Raw genomic sequence first — 15,024 nt, forward strand, 5'->3', positions numbered from 1 at the left:
GGTTGGACTAATTGATCGATTCCGAAGCCTGAAAAGACTTCGGACTATGCCGCCTGCCCTACCCGGCCCTCGATGAGCAACGGGACAAAGGGCTCGTCCGGCGCTTCTGGCAGCACCTGCGCCCAGGTCAGGATTTCCATGCGGCCGTCAAAATGCTCGACCACGGCCGTGCAGCTTTCCACCCAGTCGCCGGTGTTGATGTACTGGACATCGCCAAAATTCTCGATGGCGGCATGATGGATGTGGCCGCAGATGACGCCGTCGACATGCGAGCGGCGCGCCTCGTCCGCAAGCATGGTCTGGAACGAGCCGATGAAGTTCACCGCCTTCTTGACGTTGTGCTTGGCCCAGGACGAAAACGACCAATACGGCAGGCCGAGAAGTTGCCGCAGCCGCGTCACCACCCGATTGACCAGCATGGCCGCGTCATAGGCATGGTCGCCGAGATAGGCCAGCCAGCGCGCATTGTGGACCACGGTGTCGAACTGGTCGCCATGGATGACGAGCAGGCGCTTGCCGTCGGCAGTCTCGTGGATGGCGCGGTCGGCGACAACGATGCCGCCGAAATGCACGCCCTGGAACTGGCGGGCGAATTCATCATGGTTGCCGGCGATGTAGGTGATGTTGGCGCCCTTGCGCGCCTTGCGCAGCAGTTTCTGCACGACGTCGTTGTGGCTTTGCGGCCAATGCCAGCTCCGCCGCAGCCGCCAACCGTCGACGATGTCACCAACCAGATAGATGATATCGGCATCGTGATATCGAAGGAAATCGATCAGGAATTCGGCCTTGGCCGCCTTCGAGCCCAGATGGACGTCGGAGATGAACATGCTGCGGAAAGTGCGGGGCTCTTGGCCGGACATCGCGATTTCACCCTTGCTTTCGCGCAGGCTATGACCCGATTCATGCAACAACCGTATGACGGTTGCGATTGGTCCAGCCGAAGGACTAGCTTGCCGGCCAAATCACAGGAGAAATCGTCATGGATCTCAGTATCCGCGGAAAGAAGGCCATCGTCTGCGCTTCGAGCAAGGGACTTGGGCGCGGTTGCGCCATGGCGCTGGCGGAAGCCGGCTGCGATGTCGTGGTCAACGGGCGCAATGCCGAGCTGGTGGCGAAAACCGCCGCGGAGTTGCGCGAGCGATATGGCGTCACGGTGACGGAAGTCGTTGGCGACGTTTCGAAGCCGGAGGTGCAGAAGGCGCTGCTCGCGGCTTGCCCCGAGCCGGACATCCTCGTCAACAACAATGGCGGCCCGCCGCTTCGCGATTTCCGCACGCTCGATCGCGAAAAGATCCTCGAAGGCGTCACCCAGAACATGGTGACGCCGATCGAGCTGGTCCAGGCTGTCCTTGACGGCATGGCGGCGCGCGGCTTCGGCCGCATCGTCAACATCACATCGCTGTCGGTCTATGTGCCCATTCCCGGCCTCGACCTGTCGTCCGGCGCGCGCGCCGGCCTGACCTCGTTTCTTGCCGGCGTGGCCAGAACGGTGATCGACCGCAACGTGACCATCAACAGTCTTTTGCCGGGCAAGCTCGACACCGACCGGCTGCGCGGCCCGCATGAAGCCGGCAGCGTAGAAAGCCCTGAGGCCGCGGCCGCGCGCAAGACCCGCATCAGCGCCGACGTTCCGGCCAAGCGGCTCGGCACGCCGGAAGAATTCGGCCAGATCTGCGCCTTCCTGTGCTCGGTCCATGCCGGCTATCTGACCGGGCAGAACATACCGGTCGATGGTGGTCTCTACGTCAGCGCCTTTTGATCAACTTGTCCGTGAAACTGTAGGAGCCGTCCGTTAGAGAATCGGCATAAGCATTTGATCATTAGCGACTTTCTACGCGCCGCCGGGTAAAGCTGCCGGCGCGTCAATTAGCGTCGCGAAAAACCACGGCTGCATGCTAAAAGGGAATCTCCAGCCAGATTTCGAGGGAGCGGCCGCATGGAAGGCGAGAGCAAAAAGACGGCACGTTCGGACCTCGACGAAGCCGCCCTCTACTTCCACAAGCACCCAAGGCCGGGAAAGCTCGAGATCCAGGCGACCAAGCCGCTTGGCAACCAGCGCGACCTCGCGCTCGCCTATTCGCCTGGTGTCGCCGCCCCTTGCCTGGAAATCCGCGACGATCCGGCGACCGCCGCCGACTACACCGCACGCGCCAATCTGGTTGGTGTCGTCACCAACGGGTCGGCGGTGCTCGGCCTCGGCAATATCGGCCCGCTGGCCTCCAAACCGGTCATGGAAGGCAAGGCCGTCCTGTTCAAGAAGTTCGCCGGCATCGATGTCTTCGACATAGAGATCGACGCGCCGGGTATCGAGCGCATGGTCGAGACGATCTCGGCGCTCGAGCCGACCTTCGGCGGCATCAACCTCGAGGACATCAAGGCGCCGGAATGCTTCGAGGTCGAGGAACAGCTGAAGGCGCGCATGAAGATACCGGTGTTCCACGACGACCAGCATGGCACCGCCATCATCGTCGCTGCCGCCGTGCTCAACGGGCTGGAATTCGCCGGCAAGACAATATCGGACATCAAGATCGTCACCTCCGGCGCCGGGGCTGCCGCCCTTGCCTGCCTCAACCTGCTGGTCTCGCTCGGTGCCAAGGTCGAAAACATCTGGGTCACCGACCGTTTCGGCGTTGCCTACAAGGGCCGCACCGATGAGATGGATCGCTGGAAAGACCCCTATGTAAAGGACACCGAGGCGCGCACGCTGGCCGACGTCATATCGGGCGCCGACGTCTTCCTCGGCCTGTCGGCGGCAGGCGTGCTGAAGCCGGAACTGCTCCAGCACATGGCGCCGAAGCCGCTGATCCTGGCGCTGGCCAACCCCAATCCGGAGATCATGCCGGAAATAGCGCGTGCAGCTCGTCCGGATGCGATGATCTGCACCGGCCGTTCCGATTTTCCCAATCAGGTCAACAACGTACTGTGTTTTCCTTACATCTTTCGTGGTGCGCTCGACTGCGGCGCCAGCGCCATCAACGAGGAGATGAAGATGGCGGCGGTGCGAGCAATCGCAGCGCTCGCACGCGAGGAACCTTCGGACGTCGCTGCCCGCGCCTATTCCGGCGAGACGCCGATCTTCGGCCCTGAATTCCTGATCCCTTCGCCCTTCGATCCGCGGCTGATCCTGCGCATAGCGCCCGCGGTCGCCAAGGCGGCCTGCGACACCGGTGTCGCGACGCGGCCGATCACCGATTTCGCCGCCTATATCGACAAGCTGAACCGCTTCGTCTTCCGCTCCGGCCTGGTGATGAAGCCGGTGTTCTCCTCCGCCAAGGCATCGAGCGCCAAGCGCGTCATCTATGCCGACGGCGAGGATGAGCGCGTGCTGCGCGCTGCCCAGGTGGTGCTCGAAGAAGGCATCGCCGAGCCGATCCTGATCGGCCGGCCGCACGTCATCGAGGTGCGCCTGAAGCGCTACGGCTTGCGTATCAAGCCCGGTGTCGATTTCGGCCTGATCAACCCGGAAGACGATCCGCGCTACCGCCATTATGTCGACCTTTTGATCGAACTCGCCGGCCGGCGCGGCGTCACGACGGAAGCCGCGCGCACCATGGTGCGCACCGACAACACGGTGATCGCAGCACTTGCGCTGAAACGCGGCGATGCCGATGCAATGGTTTGCGGCCTCGAAGGGCGCTTCGAGCGGCATCTGCGCAACGTCACCTTGATCATCGGCCCGCGCACCGGCGTCAAGGATCGCGACCTGTCGACGCTCTCGATGCTGATCTCGCAGCGCGGCATCATCTTCCTGACCGACACGCATGTCTCCGTCGACCCGACGGCGGAAGAAATCGCTGAGATGACGGTGCTGGCGGCGGAAGAAATCCAGCGCTTCGGCATCGAGCCGAAGGCAGCGCTGCTCTCGCATTCGGATTTCGGCTCGCGCGATTCGCCCAGTGCCCTGAAGATGCGGCAAGCGGCGGCGATCCTGGCGCGCATTGCCCCAGAGCTGGAATGCGATGGCGAGATGCACGCCGATTCCGCTCTGTCGGAGCATCTGCGCCAGCGCGTCTATCCGCATTCACGGCTGAAGGGCGAAGCCAATCTGCTGGTGTTCCCCAACCTCGATTCGGCCAACATCACGCTGACGGCGCTCAGAACCATGATGGATGCGCTGCACGTCGGGCCGATCCTGCTCGGCACGGACATGCCGGCGCATATATTGACGCCGTCGGTCACCTCGCGCGGCGTCGTCAACATGACGGCGCTTGCCGTCGTGGAAGCCGCCCACAAGGCACAGGCGGTCGTCAATCTGGGCTGAACACGGATTTCGCGGTAAACTGCAGTTAACCGCGAACACGGTAGCCTTGCGGGGCTAACAGTCGGATTTGGCAGGCGGAGTTTGGGCGGATGGCAAGCGGAGGGTGGAAGCAGGCGCATGCTGCCGTGCTGCTTGGCCTCCTGTTGTCCGCAACCTGGGGGGTGGCCGAGCCACAGGCCGCCTCGTGGGTCTGCCGCCAGCTGGAAGCCGATCTTGCCGCGTCCTCGCGCGGCGGCGGTGGCGATCCGGCGCTGATCCGGAAATACGATTCCGCAATTGCCAGGCAGCATGAGCAGATTTCGAAAGCCCGCGGCCAAGCGAGCCGGGCCGGGTGCGGCTTTTCGCTGTTTGGCCGCAACCTCAATCAATGCGCCGGGCTAAACGCCACCATCGATCGCATGAATGCCAATCTCGACGCCTTGCAGAACAAGCGCGAGCGGCTGGCCGGCGGCGGCTCGCGCCGCGACCGCGGACGCATCCTGGCGGCGCTTGACGCCAATGGCTGCCGCGACGACGCCGTTGCGCCTCGGCGGGCGCCTTTGCAGGAAGCCAACCGCGAGGGCGGCAGCGCAAACCTGTTCGATCAGCTTTTTGGCGGCAACAGCCAGCAGCTCGATATGCTTGATGAGCCCAACCAGCCCGACGATCCCGGCGAGGAGCGCAATGTCCGCCGTGTGCTCAACCAGCCCGGCATACCCGATTTTCCGAGCGTCGGCGGTGAGTTCCACACTTCCTGTGTGCGCACCTGCGACGGCTACTTCTTCCCGATGTCGAACTCAGCCTCGGCAGGCGATTTCGAACGTGACCAGAAGAATTGCGAATCGAGCTGCCCCGGCACCGAGATGCAGGTTTTCTATTCGCGCGGCATGGACGACGATTCGGCCTCGATGACGTCATCCGTCACCGGCCGACCCTACAGCGAATTGCCGACCGCCTATCTCTACAAGCAGCCCGATATGTCGCGGCCGCCGGCTTGCGGCTGCAACGCCGCCGCGCAGGGTTTTCAGATCATCGCCGGCAACCCGCCGAATCCGGAACAGTTGCAACCCGAGACGGACTCCGCACCGTTCATTCCGGTGCCGATCTCCAAACCGGATCCAGGTGCCGATCCCGAAACGCTGGCCAATCAGGAAGGCGGGCTCGACCGCGAGGCGATCAAGCGGGTTTCCGCCAAGCCGGTGACGTCGCCGGTGTCCGCGCTGCCGCCGGAACAGCGCAAGGTCAGGGTCGTCGGGCCAACGTTCCTTCCCGACCCATCAGCGGCAATAGATCTGCAAGCTCCGGCCCCGAAGGCAGTCCGGTAAGGGCTGCTCTGAGCGGCATGAACAACGCCTTGCCCTTGCGGCCGGTCGCTTCCCTGATCTTGCCCGTCCAGTCCTTCCAGATCGTCGCGCTCCAAGGTTCCTCCGGCAGCAGATCGAAGGCCTGTCGAAGGAAATCGCGATCGTCATCGGAAAATTCCGGCTTCTCCTGCGGTCCGTCGCGCAGGATACGCCACCAGTTGACCGCATCGGCCAGCCTGTCGAGATTGCCGCGCACCGCCAGCCAGAACGGTTCGGCCTGCTCGCCAGAGACGCCGAGCACGATCAGACGGTCTTGTGCCTCGGCGAACGGCATGTGGTGCAGCAGCGACCGGTTGAGCACGAACAGCTCGTCCGGATCGAACTTGGCGGCGGATTTCGATGTCGCCGCCGGATCGAAGCGTTCGGCGAGTTCGCCCATCGTCGGCACCGCCGCGACATTCTCCGAAGTGCCTACCAGGACGGCCAATGATGCGACGGCCATCGGCTCGATGCCGTCCTCGCGCAGGCTTTCAATCGAGAGCGCGCCGGTGCGCTTCGACAAGCCCTCGCCCGATGCGGTGGTCAGGAGATTATGGTGGCCGAACACTGGCGGCTCGGCAGCCAGCGCCTGGAACAGGGCGATCTGCACGCCGGTGTTGGTGACGTGGTCGTCGCCGCGGATGACATGGCTGACGCCCATCTCGATGTCGTCGACGACAGAAGGCAGTGTGTAGAGATAAGTGCCGTCCTCGCGCACCAGGACCGGATCGGAAAGCGAAGCCAGATCGACGGTTTCCTCGCCGCGCACCAGGTCGTTCCAGTGGATTTCGGTGCGTTCCGGCTGTTGTGGATCGCCTGAGAAATTGGGGAGGAGAAAACGCCAGTGCGGCTGGCGGCCATCGGCCTGGTACTCGGCGATCTGCTCGTGCGTCAGCGTCAGCGCCTCCCGGCCATAGACCGGCGGCAGGCCGCGCGTGCGGCGCACCTTGCGCCTGAGATCGAGTTCCTCCGGCGTTTCATAGCAGGCATAGAGAACGCCTGCCGTCTTCAGCCTCTCGACCGCCGCGTCATAGACTTCGAAGCGCCGCGACTGGTACTCGGTGGCGTCGGGAAAAATGCCCAACCAATGCAGGTCGTAGAGGATGGCGTCGGAAAACTCCTGCTTCGAGCGCGCAATGTCGGTGTCGTCGAAGCGCTGGATGAATCGGCCCTTGTTGTTCATGGCAAACAGCCAGTTGAACAGCGCCGTGCGCGCATTGCCGATATGAATGCGGCCGGTCGGCGACGGGGCGAAACGAACGGTAACTGTCATGAACGGGGCGTACCGGATGCTTTTGTGGTTGACAAGATGCGCCCCCGCGCTGGCCGGCAGACATAGAACATGGCGGCTGGAATGAAAAGACCGGACGGTGGACGCCTCCGACTGCGCCCAGGCCGGCGGTGCCCATTTTGTGCCGGCAGCTTTTCACGATAGGAATTTTTTCTTGACTCGGTGCCCTCAGCTATGGTACATATTTGGCTATGGTGCTGATTTGCGCCAGCGACCCGCCGCACAGGCGGGTTTTTCGTTTGATGCTCCGTCAGCCAACGCGTCGGCGAAGGCTCCGAAGGAACCCATTAACCCAAGTTGTAGCGCTTGAAGGCGATCAGCGGCCGAAATCATCGGAACTGAGGCGGGTCCAGCGGTCGCCCACCAATCCACCGATAAAGATGTCGCCGGAGCGGACCGCTTCCGTGACCTCGGCGATCCGCGAGCGGACCATTGTTCCACCGGCATAGCGGAAGAAGACATTCTTGTAGCCAAAGAGTTGAGGTATGAATTTGGTCTGCGTCTGTCCGGTGATGCCCACGCAGCCCATCTCCCATGCGGCGGCGACAAGCGCATCCAGCGTCGCGCCCCAGTGCAATCCGGATGCCTGGATCTGCAACAGGTTCGCCACGCCGCCGGCTTGACCATAGAAGGCATAACAACCGAGCATGTTGCCCGTTTCGTCGTAGGTCCCACCGAAATGAAGGGGGCCGTCGGCCCGCTTCTCGGCCGCCAGCGCAAGCAGCCGTGCAAGTTCCCCATCCTTCCAACTCGGCCGAAGAGCGTAACCAGACAGGAGGGTCGGCAGCTTCTCGGCAAATTGAACGGCATCGATCGGCTCACGATGGGTGCGATGCGACGATGAATGGAGGACCGGCGGCTCGAACCTTTTCTTCGCGAGAGCATCGAATGCTCTTGCGCATGGATCGAGTACAAGGCGAGGCAGGCCAGGCCATTTACGGTGCAGTGCGGAGGCGGCCATCGCCGCCGGCCGGAAAACATATGTCCATCCCAGACAATGCACAGGAAGGAGTTGGTACTTCATCGGGCGCGCGAAGGCCAAGGATGTCCGGTTGGCCGAATCGGTCAGCTGCAGATCGAATTCGCCTTGATGCAAGGCACGCAGCAATTGGGGTCCGGCCGAGCCGTCATCGGCGCCGGGGTCGGCCATGAGCGGCCCGATGATCGCCGCATTCAATGGCGCTTCATTGAGCTCGTAGCGGGCTTTCAGAACGCCGAGGAATCCACCCAGACGACCCTGCCGGTTGATCTGGACAAGAGCGTTGCTTTCACCGGAGTGGCCGGCAGGGTCGAGATAAATCTCTCTCATATACGCGGCCGTCTCGGCGATCGCGCGATCGAGGAGGTGACGGCGCCGTCGGCGAAACTTCGTCAGGAAGAGTGCGGCGACGCGCTCGAGATCTTCGGCAGCCAGCGGCCGAACCGAGCCATGCTGAGATTCCAGCACTGACGGCGCAGCCAACTTCTCCTCGGCATTTGCAGAAAGATGCATCGTGAAGAACGTCCGTGGGTTGCCCTCCATCGGATATATATCAACCAATGGTAGAAACAACGTATCTCGGTCAGTATGATGAACAGAGGTCTCAAGACTTACTATCCGGACAGGGCTTCACAGGCAAATCAAGTCGGCCAGCATCACTGCGCTGATCGGCGGGTTGGCCGCGGCCTTGCGATCGCATGCCCTGCTCCAGCCCGCTGGGCTGACCGTGCCGGACAGAGGCGGCCTCCGGCCGAAGCTGGAGGCCGCCTCAATTCAGCTCACAAGTCCCTTGGTCAGTTCCAATGCCTGGCGCTCGAACAGGCGGCGGTAGATGCCGCCTTTCAGCCGGATCAGTTCATCATGCGAGCCTTCCTCGACGATGTTGCCGCGATCGAAGACCAGCAGCCGGTCCAGCGCCCTCACCGTCGAAAGCCGGTGCGCGATGACCAGCGTCGTGCGGCCGACCATCAGCCGCTCCATCGCCTGCTGGATCAGCACCTCCGATTCCGAATCGAGGCTCGATGTCGCCTCGTCGAGGATCAGGATGCGCGCATCGGCAAGGAAGGCGCGTGCGATCGCCACGCGCTGACGCTCGCCGCCCGACAGTTTCACGCCGCGTTCGCCGACCAGCGTACCATAGCCCTTCGGCAGGTTGGTGATGAAGTCATGCGCGCTCGCCAGCTTCGCGGCATGCTCGATCTCATCTTGCGTCGCACTCGGCCTGGCATAGGCGATGTTTTCGGCCAGCGACCGGTGGAACAGGATGGGCTCCTGCTGAACGATGGCGATCTGCCCGCGTAGCGAGGCTTGCGCCACCTGCGAGATGTCCTGGCCGTCGACCAGTATTTTCCCCGCATTCACATCATAGAGCCGCTGGATAAGCTTGACGAAGGTCGTCTTGCCCGACCCCGAATGGCCGACCAGCCCGACGCGCTCACCCGGCGCGATATCGACCGAAAAGTCGCGGTAAAGCGCCGATCGGTGATGGCCATAGTGAAAGGTGACGTTGTCAAAGCTGATCCGTCCTTCGGTGATCCGGATCGGCTTGGCACCGGGCCGGTCCTCGATGCCGAGCGGTTCGGACTGGAAATCGACCAGCTCTTCCATATCGTTGATGGAGCGCTGCAGATTGCGGATATGCGTGCCGATATCCCTGAGATAGCCCTGCAGCACGAAGAGCGAGGTCAGCACGAAGGCAACGTCGCCGGCGCTCGCCTGCCCCCACGACCACAGCATCAGCGCCAGGCCGATCACCGTGGCGCGCATGACCAGCAGCAGCACCCCTTGCGTGGTGCCGTTGATGGTGCCGCGCACCCAGGTGCGCCGTGTGCGCGCACGCCATTTGGCGACGACCTTGGCCAGTCGGCGTTCTTCGCGCTCCTCGGCGCCAAGCCCTTGACCACGGCGTTGCAGCTGACCGCGTCGGCCAGCGAGCCGCCGAGGCGGGTATCCCAGGTGTTGGCGAGCCTTGCCGCCGGCGCGACATAGCCAAGTGACAGCAGCGCCGTCACCGTGATGAACAGCACCGAACCGGCAGCAACGACCGCCCCCATCAACGGCCAGAACCAGCCAAGCAGCAATGTCGAGCCGACCAGCATGACGATTGACGGCAGCAGCGCGATGAGGATGGTGTCGTTGAGCAGGTCGAGAGCCCACATGCCGCGCGTCACCTTGCGCACCGTCGAGCCGGCAAAGCTGTTGGCATGCCAGTCGGTGGAAAAGCGCTGGACGCGATGGAAAGCATCGGCGGCGATGTCGGCCATCATCTTCAACGTCAGCTCGACGATTCCCATGAACGCCAGGTTGCGCAACACGACGCCGGCCAGCGCCAGCGCCATCAACATCGAGAACGCCGTCATCGCGGCATTCCAGGCAATGGCGTCAGCGCCGGCGCTGCTGGCGACGGCGTCGACCAGCCGGCCGGAGTAGAGCGGCGTCAGCACATCGGCCAGCGTCGACAGCAGGAAGCTGCCCATGATGAGCGAGAGCCGCCAGGGCTGACGCCGCCAATGAGTGAGCGTGAAGCCAAGAACGCTGCGAAAGGCGCTCGCGCGCAAATCGATCTTGAAACGAGCCATGATGTCATTCGGGCACAAACGAGCCCGATCCCAGTAGGTCGAAAATTGAAGAAGCCGCGCAAGGAGCCAATGAGTGCCCGGAAGCGGAGTGGCATATTTGGCGTATCGCCCAAATCGGGCGGCGATCGGCATCGGCATAAGCCTGTGCTCGGTCCGGCATCGGCACGAAGGGGAAACCTTCGCGGAGCGCCGGATGAGACCTAGGCTTCGCGGCCTCGCATTACCATGTGAAATACTGCCATTCGGACCTCCCGCAAGACAATTGCGGAGGTGTCCTTATAGAGACGCTCCGATGTATCGCCAAGACGAGTTCACGCCAAAAGTGTATCTGGTCCAACCACTGCGATTATTTTGCAACAACGGAGCAAGCCGCGCGCCTCATTCAGGAATGCGATCCAAGCGCATGTAGCGGCCATCGGTCGATGGCTTGAACCCAAGCTTCTCATAGACGCCGTGTGCGTCGCTGGTCGACAGGCTCCAGTGGAAAACAGTCCTGACTTCAGGATGATCGATAAGGGCCTGGACGAGCCGGCTGCCTATGCCTTGCCCGCGATGCCCGGGCCAGATGATGATGTCGGCGAGATAGGCGAACACCGTGCGGTCGGTGATCGCGCGGCCGAAGCCGACTTGCCTGCCATCGACATAAGCGCCGACGCAAAGCGAATTGGCAAAGGCGCGGCGATGGACTTCGTCAGTGCGTCCGGCGCCCCAATAGCTTGCCATCAACAGGCCCGATGTCGCGCGGAAATCGATCCGTGACATGTCGAAGCTGATCTCACAATCGGGCATGGCTGTCTCCGACCGCACCGCCGCGCGCGCTTTCGGTACCTAGCTGCGATCCCTGAACCGGTTGGTGATGGGATAGCGGCGGTCGCGGCCAAAATTCTTTTTGGTGATCTTCACGCCCGGCGCCGCCTGCCGCCGCTTGTATTCTGCGATGTAGAGCAGGTGCTCGATGCGCGTCACCGTCGCCCGGTCATGGCCGCGCGCGACGATGTCGTCGACACCCATCTCATTTTCCACCAGGCATTCGAGGATGTCGTCCAGCACCGGATAGGGGGGCAGCGAATCCTGGTCGGTCTGGTTCTCGCGCAATTCCGCCGATGGCGCCTTGTCGATGATGTTTTTCGGGATCACCTCGCCCGAGGGCCCGAGCGCGCCCGGCGGCACGTGGCTGTTGCGCCAGCGCGACAGCGCGTAGACCTGCATCTTGTAAAGGTCCTTGATCGGATTGAAGCCGCCATTCATGTCGCCATAGAGGGTTGCGTAGCCGACCGACATCTCGCTCTTGTTGCCCGTGGTGACGACCATCGAGCCGAACTTGTTGGAGATCGCCATCAGGATGGTGCCGCGCGCCCGGCTCTGCAAATTCTCCTCGGTGATGCCTTCCTTGGTGCCTTCGAACATCTGCGTCAGCGCGTGCAGAAACCCTTCGACCGGCTCGAAGATCGGCACGATGTCGTAGCGGCAGCCGAGCGCCCGGGCGCAATCCTCGGCATCCTTCAGCGAGTCCTTCGAGGTGTAGCGATAGGGCATCATGACGGCGCGCAGGCGTTCCTCGCCGAGCGCATCGACGGCGAGCGCCGCGCAGATCGCCGAATCGATGCCGCCGGACAGACCAAGCACCACATTCTTGAAGCCGTTCTTGTTGACGTAGTCGCGCAGGCCCAACATGCAGGCGCGATAGTCGGCCTCCTCCCGGTCCGGGATTTTCGACATCGGCCCTTCCGAGCAGATCCAGTGATCCCCTTGTCTCTTCCAGGTGGTGATGTCGACCGCTTCCTCGAACTGGCTCATCTGGAAGGCAAGCGTCTTGTCGGCGCCAATGGCAAACGACGCGCCGTCGAAGATCAACTCGTCCTGCCCGCCAAGCTGGTTGGCATAGATCATCGGCAGCCCGCATTCGATGACCTGGCGGATGACGACCTGGTGGCGGACATCGATCTTGGCGCGATAATAGGGCGAGCCGTTCGGCACCAGCAGGATTTCCGCCCCGCTTTCGGCCAGCGACTCGCAGATATCGACGTCGCCCCAGATGTCCTCGCAGATCGGAACTCCGATGCGCACGCCGCGGAAATTGACCGGCCCCTGGATCTCGGGTCCAGCCTGGAAGACGCGCTTCTCGTCGAACTCGCCGTAGTTCGGCAGATCGAGCTTGTAGCGTTCGGCGATGATCTTGCCGCCATCGGCGAAGACGATCGAATTGTGCGTGCCGCTCTTGCGCTTCAACGGCGTGCCGATGATGACGCCGGGACCGCCATCCGCGGTGTCGGCGGCAAAGTCCTGTGCCGCCTTTTCGCAGGCTTTCAAAAAGGCCGGCTTCAGCACCAGATCCTCCGGCGGGTAGCCGGCGAGGAAAAGCTCGGTATAGAGCACGAGATCGGCGCCTTGGCGTGCGGCATCCGCCCTCGCCTCGCGGGCCTTGGCGAGATTGCCTGATATGTCGCCGACAGTCGGATTGAGCTGGGCGACGGCGATGCGCAGGATGTCGAGCTTCTTGGTCATGCCTGCTGACTTAGCGCGGCAAAATTGCCCGGGCAATGGCGTTCGTTTGGACCAATTCGGACCGAATGACGTAGGTCAATCGTGTACGGACCGATCGACCTACTTCAATCGTGGCGAGACGAGCCGGGTCTCAGTCGTCGCCCATATATTCGCGCAACGCTTGCGGCGAATGATTCTCGCCGATCGACATCGCCAGGATGCGTGAAATATGCCGGCGCGGCAGATGCGTCTCCGCTGCCCATTGGTTGATTTGCCTCTGGATCTTTTCCAGGTCCTTCTTCGAAGTCGGGCTTTCGGCGATGTCGAGGCCGGCGTCGCGCAACGCCGCGGCCATATCGCCCGAGATGACGAACGCATCCCAACCCAGCCAGCGCAGGAAATACTGGCCCGTATTGCCGCCCAACCGGCTGCCATGCTTGCCGAGCCAGGCCATCAGCCCGACCTGGTCGTCCGCCGGCCAGTTTGCAAGGAATTGGCCGAAGCCGCCATATTCCTTCGACACGCGCTCGACGAAGGCGGCGTTGTCGCGCACGGATCTGATCTTCTGCGGGTTGCGCACGATGCGCTGGTCGGCCGTCAGATCGTGCCAGAAATCATCGGGCTGGAACAACAGCCGCTTCGGCTCGAAGCGCAGAAACGCCTCCTCGAAGCCCGGCCATTTCTGCTCGATGACGCGCCAGACGAAACCGGCGGCGAAGACGCGTTCGGCCATAACAGAGAGAATGCGGTCATCGGCGATGTCAGCCACGGCGGCATTGTCAGGCGCCGGACCCAGCAGCGACGTCAGTTCCTCTTCGCCGCCCTTGCGTTTTGCGGCGCGTGCGCGAATTTTCTTGAAATCGGCCATTGGTCCCTCGGCAACTGGAATCAATCTACCACTTCCCGTGTGAGCCGGCAGCCTCTACCTCTTACGGCAAGCCAAAGACCCTGGAGATGGCCATGAACAAGACGATCGACGACCTGGCGAACCGCTGGCTCAAGCGGCGGCCGGACGGCCTCAGCCATCTCGAAAGCCGGGTGCTGCAATCGACGCTCGAACGCACCACCATCTCGCGCGACACCAACAAGGCCGTCGCCTTCCACCAGACCTTCGGCGACCGGCTCGCCGACACGATCGCCCGCATCGGTGGGTCATGGTCCTTCATCCTGACCTTCATCGCCTTTCTGATCCTGTGGACATCAGCCAATGTCTGGCTGCTGTCGCGTGACGCCTTCGATCCCTACCCCTTCATCTTCCTCAATCTCGTTCTGTCGATGGTCGCCGCCTTGCAGGCGCCGGTGATCATGATGGCGCAGAACCGCCAGACCGAACGCGACCGCATCGACGCCGCCCACGATTACGAGGTCAACCTGAAAGCCGAGATCGAGATCATGGCGCTGCATGAAAAGCTGGATGAACTGCGCCACGGCCAGATCCTCGGTATACGCGACGAGATCGTGCAACTGACCGAAATGATCAAGCGGATCGACGAAAGGCTGTCTTCGCAGCAGTCGGCTTCATGACCGACGCGATCCATCATTTCATCGAACAATACGGGCTGCTCGCGGTCTTTATCGGCTGTGTCGCGGAGGGCGAAAGTGCCGCCATTCTTGGCGGTTTCTTCGCCCACCAGCAGGTCTTCGTCCTGTGGCACGCGGTTCTTGCGGCCGCGCTCGGCGCCTTCGTCGGCGATATTTTCTTCTTCATCCTCGGACGAAGCTTCGCCGACCATCCCTATGTCGTCAGATTGCGCAAACGGCCCGGCTTCCGCCGCGCCTTTCGGCTGCTCAACACCCATCCCGACATTTTCGTGCTGTCCAACCGCTATATCTACGGCATGCGCCTCGTCGGCGGCATTGCAGCCGGGCTTTCCAACATCGCCGCGCCGCGCTTCGTCATCCTCAACGCGCTTTCATCGGCGGTCTGGGCGGTACTGTTCGGCACGATCGGTTATGCCTTTGGACTTGGCGCCGAGCACGTCATCGGCCAGGCGTTGATGCATAACGAACGGTTGCTGATCGGGCTTGGCATCGGCTTGACCGTGGCCGTTCTGGCATGGCTCGTCGCCCGTCACATCGCCAGCAAGGAACGCGCCAGGGAGGGCTGA

Annotated in this window: 11 protein-coding genes and 1 pseudogene; 5 read left to right on the forward strand and 7 right to left on the reverse strand. The window is 62.6% G+C overall.

Going from position 1 to position 15,024, the window contains the following annotated elements; translation table 11 throughout:
* Window positions 1-44: 44 nt before the first annotated feature.
* Window positions 45-860 (reverse strand): UDP-2,3-diacylglucosamine diphosphatase, encoded by an 816-nt coding sequence (locus AC0L2U_RS29035; RefSeq protein ID WP_473603036.1) that lies wholly within the window; start codon window positions 858-860, stop codon window positions 45-47.
* 119 nt (window positions 861-979) lie between these two features.
* Here AC0L2U_RS29035 and AC0L2U_RS29040 point away from each other — a divergent pair, with 119 nt between their 5' ends.
* The 3 genes from AC0L2U_RS29040 (at window position 980) to AC0L2U_RS29050 (ending at window position 5,565) form a co-directional block, all read left to right on the forward strand.
* Window positions 980-1,759 (forward strand): SDR family oxidoreductase, encoded by a 780-nt coding sequence (locus AC0L2U_RS29040; RefSeq protein WP_473603037.1) that lies wholly within the window; start codon window positions 980-982, stop codon window positions 1,757-1,759.
* 177 nt (window positions 1,760-1,936) lie between these two features.
* On the forward strand, window positions 1,937-4,261 hold the full coding sequence (locus tag AC0L2U_RS29045) for an NADP-dependent malic enzyme (RefSeq protein ID WP_473603038.1): 2,325 nt from the start codon (window positions 1,937-1,939) through the stop codon (window positions 4,259-4,261).
* Between the two features lie 89 nt (window positions 4,262-4,350).
* Window positions 4,351-5,565 carry a DUF2865 domain-containing protein gene (locus tag AC0L2U_RS29050; protein WP_473603039.1) on the forward strand — a complete coding sequence of 405 codons (1,215 nt, stop codon included), beginning with the start codon at window positions 4,351-4,353 and terminating at the stop codon, window positions 5,563-5,565.
* Here the strand turns inward: AC0L2U_RS29050 and gltX are convergent.
* The 6 genes and pseudogenes from gltX to AC0L2U_RS29080 form a co-directional block, all read right to left on the reverse strand.
* Window positions 5,483-6,856, reverse strand: coding sequence for a glutamate--tRNA ligase (gene gltX, locus AC0L2U_RS29055; protein WP_128289587.1), 1,374 nt, complete (start codon window positions 6,854-6,856; stop codon window positions 5,483-5,485). The two genes, AC0L2U_RS29050 and gltX, sit on opposite strands and share 83 nt — an antisense overlap.
* 334 nt (window positions 6,857-7,190) lie before the next feature.
* Window positions 7,191-8,366 (reverse strand): hypothetical protein, encoded by a 1,176-nt coding sequence (locus AC0L2U_RS29060; protein WP_473603040.1) that lies wholly within the window; start codon window positions 8,364-8,366, stop codon window positions 7,191-7,193.
* Window positions 8,367-8,627: 261 nt separating this feature from the next.
* Window positions 8,628-10,432 (reverse strand): annotated as a pseudogene (locus AC0L2U_RS29065) (ABC transporter ATP-binding protein).
* Window positions 10,433-10,810: 378 nt separating this feature from the next.
* Complete coding sequence (locus AC0L2U_RS29070) at window positions 10,811-11,221, reverse strand: GNAT family N-acetyltransferase (protein ID WP_127398669.1); 411 nt, start codon at window positions 11,219-11,221, stop codon at window positions 10,811-10,813.
* Between the two features lie 39 nt (window positions 11,222-11,260).
* Window positions 11,261-12,937 carry an NAD+ synthase gene (locus AC0L2U_RS29075; RefSeq protein ID WP_127321218.1) on the reverse strand — a complete coding sequence of 559 codons (1,677 nt, stop codon included), beginning with the start codon at window positions 12,935-12,937 and terminating at the stop codon, window positions 11,261-11,263.
* A 130-nt stretch (window positions 12,938-13,067) separates the two neighbouring features.
* Window positions 13,068-13,784 carry a DNA-3-methyladenine glycosylase I gene (locus tag AC0L2U_RS29080; RefSeq protein ID WP_128289585.1) on the reverse strand — a complete coding sequence of 239 codons (717 nt, stop codon included), beginning with the start codon at window positions 13,782-13,784 and terminating at the stop codon, window positions 13,068-13,070.
* A gap of 92 nt (window positions 13,785-13,876) precedes the next feature.
* Between AC0L2U_RS29080 and AC0L2U_RS29085 the strand changes: the two genes are divergently transcribed.
* Entirely contained in the window at window positions 13,877-14,440 is a 564-nt protein-coding gene (locus AC0L2U_RS29085; protein WP_127399050.1) for a DUF1003 domain-containing protein, read from the forward strand.
* A complete protein-coding gene (locus AC0L2U_RS29090) occupies window positions 14,437-15,024 on the forward strand; it encodes a DedA family protein (protein WP_128289584.1) in 588 nt (195 codons plus the stop codon). The genes AC0L2U_RS29085 and AC0L2U_RS29090 overlap by 4 nt, the downstream gene beginning before the upstream one ends.

Source organism: Mesorhizobium sp. WSM4808 (assembly GCF_055811675.1).